The sequence below is a fragment of the Marinilactibacillus psychrotolerans genome (assembly GCF_900101525.1).
Classification (GTDB): Bacteria; Bacillota; Bacilli; order Lactobacillales; family Carnobacteriaceae_A; genus Marinilactibacillus; species Marinilactibacillus psychrotolerans.
Genome location: NZ_FMZD01000008.1, coordinates 107,432 through 117,953, shown reverse-complemented (window position 1 = coordinate 117,953; position 10,522 = coordinate 107,432). Strand labels below are relative to the sequence as shown.

Genomic DNA, 10,522 nt, shown 5'->3' with positions numbered 1-10,522 from the left:
GGAACGATACTAGATATTTTAGAAAGCAAAGATACTCGTACAATCAAAGATCACTTCTGTTCTCGATACAGCCAAAACCAGAGAAATCAGGTCAAAACGATTACGACAGACATGAATGCCAGTTACGTCAGTTTCATCCCTGAACTGTTTCCGAACGCTGATATCATTATTGATCGATTTCATATCGTTCAGCTCGTGAACCGAGCGATGAACAAAACACGCGTAAAAGTCATGACTCGACTTCGAACGTCCAATGGAGAAGACCAAAAGAAGTACAGACGACTCAAACGCTTCTGGAAGAAACTACTGAAGAAAGAGTCCGAGTTGTCTTATACTAGCTATCAATACTTTCCCATGTTCGGACAGCGTCTGGAATCAGCAATCGTTTCTGAGATGTTGGCGTACGATCCAGAACTAAAAGCAACTTATACAATGTATCAAGCTATTCTTAAAGCCGTCGAACACAATGACTCAAAAGAGTTAAGAACTGTTTTAGATCAACCAGCTTCTCCTGAACTATCTGGATACATGAAAACTAGTTTAAAGACGTTGCGCGCTCATTTTCTTTATATCCAAAATACCTTCTATTATCCTTATAACAATGGAAAGATAGAGGGAATCAATAACAAAATCAAGGTATTGAACCGGGTAGCCTATGGCTATGGGAACTTTATTCGCTATAAAAATCGCATTATCCTGCACTTCAATTTAAAACCAATCAGAAATAAAATCAAAATGATAGAAAAAGAAAGAGAACATACAGCAGCGTAAGCTCGTTGTACATCCTCTTCCAAAATCTATTATTGTTTGACTTTATTCTTTACCAACGTTGTTTGACAGAGAACCGATTTTTGAAATGGTGTATTTTTGATTATACTATTTTAAAGGTGTTTTTATGTTTTGAAACAAGTATTCTAGCTCTCTTTTTGGATAAAATAGATACTTTTACGTACGTTCGACTTTAACCAATGTTCTTCATTCGCTAAGGGACATCTGATAGTATAACTTGTCAATATATTAGTTTTGTTATAAAGTACTTGTGATGAAAAATCAAGCAGTAATGAAAATGATTCCTTTAAAATATTCTGAGAATAAAGAGTCAGTATGTTACAAGTTATAGCGACCTTAATTTTGATGTGCTAGAATTAATTGGACGAAAAGATTAGACAAAAATCAGTATTCACTAATTATACGATGATGAATTATCAGAAAGGGGATGATCTTATTGCCAACACTAAATGATGTGGCAAAAAAAGCCAATGTTTCTAAAATGACAGTTTCTAGAGTGATCAACCATCCTGATCAAGTAACCGATGAATTGAAATTAATGGTTCATGCCGCGATGAAAGAATTGAATTATAAACCCAATGTGATGGCCAAAGCGTTGGCAAACAATCGTACTCAAATCATTAAGTTATTGATTTTAGAGGAAATGGATTATGTTGAGCCTTATTATATGCAGCTACTTGTCGGAATCGCCAATGAATTAGATAAGCATTCATATGGTCTGCAATTGGTTACGAAACGAAATACGAAAATAGGAGATTCTGATGGTTACATTGTCTGTGGTATGAGAGAAGCAGACTACGAATGGTTGAATACACTTGATAAACCAATGGTGTTGTTTGGAGAGAATACGCATGGTTATGATTTTGTAGACAGTAATAATCAAAAAAGTATCGAAAAAGCAGTAGAGTACGGGGTGATGCTCAATTACGAAAAGATTATCTTTGTAGGGATGGATGTTGCAGAGCCTTTTGCTCGTTCCAGAGAGAAAGGTTATCAACTTGCGATGGCGCGTTTCGGCTTAGAGCAGCAAGTGGTTAAACTGGAAAATCGATCTCGTTATGCAGCAATATTTATTAAGGAAAACTGGTCAAATTTCGAGCCAAATACATTATTTATTTGTGCTTCTGATCGACTTGCTTTAGGGATCAGTAGAGAGCTGAAAGAAAGAGGTGGGAAAATTCCAGAAGAATTTGGTATTATTGGGCACGATGGTGTCTTTTTAGATCAAATCGCTTATCCATTTCTCACCACACTCAAGCAGTCACTTGATGAAATGGGTGTTGCAGCTGCTCAACTGGTATTAAATAAAGTAAATGCAGCTGGTCTTCCGCAAGAAAATGCTATTTTTGAAACGGAATTAAAACTGGGTGGCACCACTAGAAAACCTTTTGTTTAAATGATTATAAAAATGGTCAAACGAAACCAGCGCTCATAAGCGCTGGTTTTTTCTGTTAACGGTAACAACAAAGATTACCTTGTTTCTTTTAAAGTAGATGCTAGAATTGAAATGAAATCGCTTCATTAGGAGGAGCTTTGATGAAAAATGCACAGATAAATAGTGAAGAAATTATTTATCAGGTTTATCCGAAAAGTTTTTTGGATACAAATCACGATGGTATCGGGGATTTAAATGGAGTAATTCAGCGACTCGATTATATAAAAGAATTGGGGGTAACGGCGATTTGGTTAAACCCAATTTTCGATTCTCCACATGTGGATAACGGGTATGATATATCCGATTATTATACGGTTGATCCACAATATGGCGATATGTCTTTAGTTGCAACATTAATTGATGAAGCACATAAAAGAGGTCTCAAAATTTTATTTGATCTTGTACTGAATCATACATCTTCTAAACATTATTGGTTTCAAGAAGCACTAAAAGGACCAGATAATCCTTATAGGGACTATTACATATGGAAAGAGGAAGAGGAAAAAGAAAAGTTGCCAAATAATTGGAAATCTTTTTTTGGAGGATCAGTATGGGAGAAAGAATCTGAAACAGGGGATTATTATTTTCACCTTTTTGATAAAGAGATGCCGGATTTGAATTGGCAGAATGAAGCTGTACGAAAAGAAATGATTAAAGTAGCGAAATTTTGGCTTGATAAAGGGATTGATGGATATAGACTGGATGCTTTTATTCATATGGAAAAAGCGGCTGGCTATCCTGATGCTCGCTATGCAGATCCTGGAAAGTTAGCTAGTGCAGAAGAATTTTTTGCTAATTTGCCTCAGGTAGATGACTATCTGAGAGAATTTTCTGCGTGTATTCGGGAAACATACCCTAATGCTTATCTCTTAGGAGAAGCCGCATCCGCAGTTCCAGAAAGAGCCCTCAACTATACGTTTCCAAAGGGGGAAGCGTGTGACTCTATCGTATCCTTCAAATACTTTCCAATGGATGAAAAGAAAAAAGATCACCGTTTTCCGTTAGAAAGTCAAGAAGGTAAATTAGATATCACAGCATTTAAAAAGGTAATGGATGAGTGGCAGCGTAAGGTTGGAGAAGTTAGTGAAATGACGCTTTATTTGAACAATCATGATATGCAGCGAGCTGTTTCTCGGCTAGGGGATCCAATGAAGTTTAGAGAAGAAAGTGCCAAAACGCTTGCAGTAGGGATGTATCTCCAACGTGGCGTACCAGTCATGTTAAATGGAGAAGAAATTGGTATGAAGAACCTTGTATTGAAGCGCTGGGAAAATACGCGAATCGAATGCATTCATGAAGTGTATGCAACGTTACTGGATAGAGGAATCTCCAAAGAGGAAGCACGAAATTATTTAAGTTCGATTAGTATTAATGCAAGTAGAGGTGCCATGCAGTGGACGGATGAACGCTTTGGTGGATTTTCTACCGTTGAACCTTGGAGTGGCGTGAATCAGGAAAGAATGTACAACGTTGCTGTACAAGAAATGGATGCTTCAAGTATTCTGACCTTTTACAAGCGGCTAATTCAAGTGAAAAAAACACCATTATTTACCCATGGAACCTATGAAATGCTAGTTTCTAAAAGTCCGATCATGTCTTATAGACGAGTCTATGAAAATAAACAAGCCTTCGTTTTATCCAATTTAAGCGATGAAACTCAAGAAAGTGAAATCGACTTACCGTTGTTTTCTGATCAAGATGCCGTACTGATCGTCGGAAAGTACAGCTATGGTGAAGGAACAATCAGGCTATCACCTTACGCTTCGCTTGTTATCAAAACTACATTATAAAGGGAGTCAATACAATGAATACAGCAGCACTGTACCATCGAACAGAAAGTGAACATGCCTATTTATACGAAAAAGATCACTTCCATATCCGTCTAAGAACACAAGCAGGCGACGTTGCACAAGTCGAACTGTTAAGTGGAGATCCATACACAATTGAAGGTGACAAATGGTATGAGAATGGAAAAGAAATGCGAAAAATTGCGAGTACGAATTTACATGATTACTGGCTAATTGATACACATGAGCAAACCAATCGTATGTCTTATGGATTCCACGTAACTGGTCGAGATGGGATTGAAGTATTCTATTCGGATCAAGGTGTTTATCCCTATGATGAAGCCTTTTTACAAGAGGCTAGTTTTTATTTTAGAATTCCCTATATCCACGAAATCGATGCATTCAAAGCACCTGAATGGGTGAAGAATACAATCTGGTATCAAGTATTTCCGGATCGTTTTGAAAATGGCGATGCCTCTATTGATCCTGAAGGAACATTACCGTGGGGAGATAAAGAGAACCCATCGCGTGATGACTTTTATGGTGGAGATTTAAGAGGTTTGATTAACCGATTGGACTATTTAGAAGATCTAGGGATCAATGGGATCTATCTCTGTCCGATCTTCAAAGCCTCTTCTAATCATAAATACGATACAATCGATTATTACGAGGTTGATCCTGGATTTGGAGACAAGGAAACCTTTAAAGAGTTAGTTGATAAAGCACACGAAAGGGGCATCAAGATTATGCTGGATGCTGTCTTCAACCATCTAGGCTGGCATTCACCACAATGGCAAGATGTATTGAAACATCAAGAAGCGTCTAAATATAAAGATTGGTTTTATATACACAGCTTCCCTGTCGATAATCTTGGTGACTTGACGACAGAGGAGTTAGAAGATGTTGGACGAGTTAACTATGAAACCTTTGCATTTACTGGACATATGCCGAAATTGAATACAGAAAACCAAGAAGTACAGGACTATCTATTGGCTATTGCAAAATACTGGATAGAAGCCTTTGATATTGACGGATGGCGCTTGGATGTTGCCAATGAAGTGGATCATTTCTTTTGGAAAAAGTTCTTCAAAGAAACAACTGCAGTGAAAGAGGATATCTATATTCTTGGTGAAATCTGGCATTCGTCACAAAAATGGTTGAACGGAGACGAGTTTCATGCAGTCATGAACTATGCGTTTAATGACAACATTGAAAACTACTTTTTGAAAAAAATCATCACACCATCAAGAATGGTATCTGGCTTGAATGCTCAAATGATGTTATACAGACAGCAAACATCGGAAGTGATGTTTAATTTATTAGATTCGCATGATACACCTCGTTTATTGACAAAAGCTAAAGGCGATAAAGAACTGGTTAAATCAGCACTTGCTTTTATGTTTGCACAAAAAGGAACACCGTGTATTTTTTATGGAACGGAAATCGGTCTTTATGGAGAAATGGATCCTGATTGTAGAAAATGTATGATATGGGAGGAAGAGCTACAAGACCAAGAGATGTTGGATTTTACAAGGAACCTAATTGCTTTTAGAAAACATTATCAGAAGATTCTGACCTATGGAGAAGTCAAATGGCATGATGTTCGAGACGATGAACAATTAATTGGATTCAAACGAACATTAGGAAATGAATCATTGATTTTTTATTTCAATCAAGACAAAGACGATGCCTTTTTAGATATGCTCCCGAGGGATGCCATATTATCTTTGGAGACAGCAACAGTTCATTATGACAATCAAGCGGTTCTTCATGAGAATGGTTTTGTGGTTTATTATCATGTGGATACAGAAGCAGAAAAACGCATGCGGACCGAACAAAAACGTCAACGAACAAAAGAAAGAATGAAACGCATGAAAGTTCTGCCTTCACATTTAGTCAGAAATTAAATCAAGCCGAGAGAATAAAGGGTGAATGGATTGAATCAACAAGCGGTCTACCACAAAGCGAATAGTGCTTATGCCTATATGAAAGATGCGCAAACCATGTGTCTGACACTTCGGACAGCGCATGATGTTGAGAGTGCCACATTATTGACGGATCATCCAGATGGATGGGTAAAGGATGAAAAAAAGGGCTATTACTGGAAAAAAACGGAAATAGAGATGAAAAAGCTCTACCAAACAGTACGCTACAGCTACTGGCAGGTTGAACATCATCCGTCAAACCATCAGATGCGATACGGGTTCTTACTGGAAGGAGAACAGGAGTATTTATTATATATCGAAAGAGGCTGGTTCTCACCAAAAGATCCCTTTATTGAAAATGATATCAATAGTTACTTTGCTTTTCCGTATATGCACGAATCCGAAGTCGTTCAAGCACCGAGCTGGGTCAATGAGACGATCTGGTATCAAGTGATGCCAGACCGTTTCTATGATCCTAGCAATCTTTCATGGGGAAGTTCAAAACAGTTTGGTCAATATGATTTTCATGGCGGGACACTGGAGGGGATCAGAGAAAAATTACCTTACTTAAGGAACTTAGGTATCTCCGGTATTTATCTTACACCGATTTTTAAAAGTCCAACAGCACACAAATATGATACTGAAGACTATATGGAAATCGATCCGAGTTTTGGGACTAAGGAAAGTTTCAAGTCACTGGTGGATGCGGCACATGCGCTTGGTATAAGAGTCTTGCTTGATGGCGTATTTAACCACATCGGAGACCAGTCAGTCTTTTTTCAAGATGTACTGAAACATGGGGAGCAGTCTATTTATAAAGACTGGTTTTATATCGAACAGTTTCCACTTGAAGATGAAGAGGATACTCGAATAGTTGACCATTATCGACATTTTACACCCAATATGCCAAAGTTGAATACACTTAATAAAGACGTTCAAACTTATTTAATAAAAGTCGCATTATACTGGGTAGAGGAATATAACATTGATGGATGGCGACTAGATGTGGTTAATGAAATCGATCATGCCTTTTTAAGAATACTGCGTGCGCGTTTGAAAGATGTACGTCCAGACTGTTACATCGTGGGAGAAATCTGGCATCATGCTGATGCTTGGTTACAAGGGGACCAACTGGATGGTGTAATGAACTATCCTTTAGGGAAACCGATTCTTGAATGGATTGCAGCGAATCGATTATCTACGCTTGAATTTCAGGAACAATTTGTACAGGCACTTTTACAATACTCAGAAAATGTTAATCAAGGTATGCTGACGCTGTTGGACAGTCACGATGCACCAAGGCTATACGAATACGCTGGTTATGACCGTGAAAAAACAGGACTATGTCTGGTCATGCTTTACTTATTGCCAGGATCGATTTGCTTATATTACGGCACTGAAATCGGTATGGATGGTGGAGAAGATCCAACAAATAGAAAACCGATGCAATGGACTGACGAGTTTAGTGTAGATTTTAAAACACTCATTAAACGGCTATCTAGTCTGAGGCAATGCAATATAGCCTTGTTTGCAGGAACCCAATTTGAGTTTTTAGCAGTTCAAGAAAATTTACTGGTCTTGAAAAAGAAGACAAAGACTCAAGCGCTGTATCTTTTGATCAATCAATCTCAGGAACAGCAGCGCATCGAGATCACGGAATTGAAAAATAGAAAAGGAAGAGACCTATTAGAGCAACAGCCTATTCTTATAGGAAACGCGATAGTGTTGGCTTCTACATCCTATAAACTTTATAATTTTGAAAATAACTAGAAAAAAACGAATATAAAATACTGATACCGGTAACATAAAGAAAACGATTGCAATGCTATGGTAATAAAATATAATTGAAAATGAAGGCAGGAACAGAAAGCTAGAGGAGGAAAAATAAATGATAAAATTTTACAAATTAGCAATGGCAGGTTCAGCAGCACTACTACTCGCAGCATATGGAAATGGATCAGACGAAAGTTCGGGTTCGGAAGGTGAAACAGAAAAAGATGGCGCAGCAACTGGTGAAATCGGTGGTTCGATTGAAGTGGGTGTTGGTGAAGATTACGTAGAATTCGTTGAAGCAATCGTTCCTGCATTTGAAGAAGAATACGATGTTGAAGTCACCGTATCTGAAAGAGATATGTTTGACACATTAGAAGCTGTACCTTTAGATGGTCCAGCAGGATTATCTCCAGACGTTCTGCTATCTCCATATGATCGAATCGGTGGTATGGGCCAACAAGGTCATTTGTCTGAAATGACACTCGCTGATGATGGGCGATATGATGAAACAGATAAACAACAAGTAACAGTAGATGATACAGTTTATGGTACACCATTCGTGATTGAGTCGCTTGTTCTTTTCTATAATAAAGATTTGATGGATACACCACCAGAAACTTTCGATGAATTGGAAGCACTTACGGAAGACGAGCAGTATGCATTTTCAGGACAAGCAGACACGAGTACAGCGTTCCTAGCAAATTGGGTCGATTTCTATAATTCTTATGGATTGATTTCTGGTTTCGGCGGTTATGTATTCGGCGAAGACGGTGAAGATACATCTGACATCGGTTTGAATTCACCTGAAGCAATTGAAGGGATTGAATATGCTCAAAAATGGTTCAATGATGTATGGCCAGAAGGGATGCTTGATGTAACAAGTGCTGGTGACTTCATTGATGATCAATTCATTCAAGGAAATGCAGCAGCTGTTATCAACGGTCCTTGGGGCGCAGCCAACTACAGAGATAGTGGTGTGAACCTTGGCGTAGCAGCAATCCCTACCCTACCTAATGGAAACGAATATGCACCTTTTGCTGGTGGTAAAGGTTGGGTTGTTCCTTCTTACACTGAAAACTATGAAACTGCAGCAGCATTTGTTGATTTCGTAACTAACGAAGAAAATATGATGATGCTATACGAAGACTACACAAATGAAATTCCTGCTAACCAGAATGCACGAAATGCCATCAATGAAGCAGGAGAGGATGAATTAGCTGTAGCTGTTATCGAACAATACAATAATGCCGTTCCAATGCCCAATATTCCAGAAATGGCGGAAGTTTGGACAGGCGCTGAATCAATGATGTTTGATGCAGGATCTGGAAATAAAAAAGCTGAAGAGGCAGCAAATGATTCTGTACAAATCATCAAAGAAAACATCGAACAAAAATATTAATCTTTAAATAGAAGACTAGATGATTCGGCAGAGATAGTAGGAGGATCTCTGCCGTTTTTATAATTGAAAGGACGTGTTACGGTTGGAAACTAAAAACAATGATCATTCACTTTTATCTGATAAAGATCAGAAAAAAGTCCGTACTGCTACGCTGCTCTCTATTATTCCCGGACTCGGTCAACTTTACAATAAGCAGCTTGTAAAAGGTGCATTATTTCTTGTTATATTTGCTGGATTCGTCATTGAATTAATACTATTTGGCGCCGGAGCAGTTCAGGGTCTGATTACACTAGGTACGGTTCCTAGAGAAGATCACTCTTTGTTCTTACTGATTGAAGGTACGATTCAAATTTTGATTATATTGATTTATTTTGTCTTTATGGCAGCCGTTATGATGGATGCTAACCGTGTGGCGAAGAAAAGAATCGTTAACCCAAACGCAGTCAATTACACTGTAAAATCCACAGCCGTTAGTGTTTTTGAAAATGGCTTTCCTTACTTATTAACGATACCCGCTTACTTGGTTATGATCTTTGCCATTGTATTCCCAGTGCTGGTAACTATATTCATTGCTTTTACAAACTATAATTTTCAAAATGTCCCACCAGCAAACTTAATAGATTGGGTAGGATTTGAAACGTTCAGCAGCATCTTTACGCTGACCGCTTATCGAGATACATTTTTTGCCGTTTTCTCTTGGACGATTATCTGGACGCTAGCTGCAACGACTTTGCAGCTGATCATTGGTGTATTCACAGCATTAGTGCTTAATCAGCCGCATATTCGATTCAATCGGTTCTTCGGAGTGATTATGTTGTTGCCTTGGGCAGTTCCGGCATTCATAACGATTCTGACTTTTTCAAATATCTTTAACCCCAGTGTGGGTGCAATCAATACGCAAGTGATCCCCTTCTTCAACCAGATTATTCCATTCCTTGAAATCCCAGCGATATCTTGGAAAACAGATCCTTTCTGGACGAAAATTGCCATCATTATGATTCAAGGATGGGTGGGATATCCGTACATCTATGTATTAACTTCAGGTATTTTACAGTCTATACCAAATGACTGGTACGAAGCTTCTGTTATTGATGGAGCAACAGCGATACAAAAATTCAAACATATCACTATGCCACATATTTTTGCAGTAGCAGCACCTATTTTTATTACACAATATACCGGTAACTTTAATAACTTCAACTTGATTTATCTATTTAACGAAGGGGGTCCCGGAAGTGTAGGAAGTGGTGCAGGATCGACAGATATCTTGATTTCATGGATTTATAAACTAACGACCGGAACATCACCGCAATACAACATATCAGCAGCCGTCACACTGATTATTTCTGCAATCGTCATTACGATTTCAATGGTTATTTTCAGTCGGACGCGCGCTTTTGAAATGGAGGATTAA

Annotated in this window: 7 protein-coding genes; all 7 read left to right on the top strand. The window is 38.2% G+C overall.

What is annotated here, in order from left to right:
* A partial coding sequence (locus BLT22_RS06225) for an ISL3 family transposase (RefSeq protein WP_143020633.1) occupies positions 1-771 on the top strand: 771 nt, incomplete at its 5' end.
* Between the two features lie 454 nt (positions 772-1,225).
* Positions 1,226-2,185 (top strand): LacI family DNA-binding transcriptional regulator, encoded by a 960-nt coding sequence (locus tag BLT22_RS06220; RefSeq protein WP_091761688.1) that lies wholly within the window; start codon positions 1,226-1,228, stop codon positions 2,183-2,185.
* Positions 2,186-2,325: 140 nt separating this feature from the next.
* Positions 2,326-4,014, top strand: coding sequence for a glycoside hydrolase family 13 protein (locus tag BLT22_RS06215; RefSeq protein WP_091761686.1), 1,689 nt, complete (start codon positions 2,326-2,328; stop codon positions 4,012-4,014).
* Positions 4,015-4,028: 14 nt separating this feature from the next.
* Complete coding sequence (locus BLT22_RS06210; protein WP_091761684.1) at positions 4,029-5,918, top strand: glycoside hydrolase family 13 protein; 1,890 nt, start codon at positions 4,029-4,031, stop codon at positions 5,916-5,918.
* Positions 5,919-5,948: 30 nt separating this feature from the next.
* Positions 5,949-7,706, top strand: a complete 1,758-nt coding sequence (locus BLT22_RS06205) for a glycoside hydrolase family 13 protein (RefSeq protein ID WP_143020632.1) — start codon at positions 5,949-5,951, stop codon at positions 7,704-7,706.
* 118 nt (positions 7,707-7,824) lie between these two features.
* Complete coding sequence (locus BLT22_RS06200) at positions 7,825-9,108, top strand: extracellular solute-binding protein (RefSeq protein WP_091761679.1); 1,284 nt, start codon at positions 7,825-7,827, stop codon at positions 9,106-9,108.
* A gap of 82 nt (positions 9,109-9,190) precedes the next feature.
* Positions 9,191-10,522 (top strand): carbohydrate ABC transporter permease, encoded by a 1,332-nt coding sequence (locus BLT22_RS06195; protein ID WP_091761703.1) that lies wholly within the window; start codon positions 9,191-9,193, stop codon positions 10,520-10,522.

Excerpts from the sequence above, each read along its gene's own strand:
- BLT22_RS06215 (WP_091761686.1), top strand. The coding sequence starts at position 2,326 with ATGAAAAATGCACAGATAAATAGTGAAGAAATTATTTATCAGGTTTAT.
- BLT22_RS06210 (WP_091761684.1), top strand. The coding sequence starts at position 4,029 with ATGAATACAGCAGCACTGTACCATCGAACAGAAAGTGAACATGCCTAT.
- BLT22_RS06200 (WP_091761679.1), top strand. The coding sequence starts at position 7,825 with ATGATAAAATTTTACAAATTAGCAATGGCAGGTTCAGCAGCACTACTA.